This window comes from Shewanella sp. M16, assembly GCF_018224605.1.
Classification (GTDB): domain Bacteria; phylum Pseudomonadota; class Gammaproteobacteria; order Enterobacterales; family Shewanellaceae; genus Shewanella; species Shewanella oncorhynchi.
On record NZ_JAGTUL010000131.1, the window covers coordinates 1 to 387 of the forward strand.

At 48.8% G+C, this 387-nt stretch carries 1 tRNA gene and 2 rRNA genes; all 3 read right to left on the reverse strand.

The window, feature by feature from the left end:
* Positions 1–3: 3 nt before the first annotated feature.
* Positions 4–119: ribosomal RNA gene (rrf, locus tag KFE26_RS23720) — 5S ribosomal RNA — on the reverse strand.
* Positions 120–156: 37 nt separating this feature from the next.
* A tRNA-Thr gene (locus tag KFE26_RS23725) sits at positions 157–232 on the reverse strand.
* Between the two features lie 38 nt (positions 233–270).
* Positions 271–386 (reverse strand): 5S ribosomal RNA (gene rrf / locus KFE26_RS23730).
* Between the last annotated feature and the right edge of the window lies 1 nt (position 387).

The following is a 387-nucleotide window of genomic DNA, read 5'->3' on the forward strand; positions in this document are numbered from 1 at the left end:
GGCGCTTGGCGATGACCTACTCTCACATGGGGAGACCCCACACTACCATCGGCGCGTTTGCGTTTCACTTCTGAGTTCGGGATGGGATCAGGTGGTTCCACAAGGCTATTGTCACCAAGCAAATTCTTTATTCTAGGATTAAACACTAGATTGTAATGGTGCTGATACCCAGAATCGAACTGGGGACCTCATCCTTACCAAGGATGCGCTCTACCGACTGAGCCATATCAGCAATTCTATACTAATCAATTAAGATTATTTAAATTAGGCGCTTGGCGATGACCTACTCTCACATGGGGAGACCCCACACTACCATCGGCGCGTTTGCGTTTCACTTCTGAGTTCGGGATGGGATCAGGTGGTTCCACAAGGCTATTGTCACCAAGC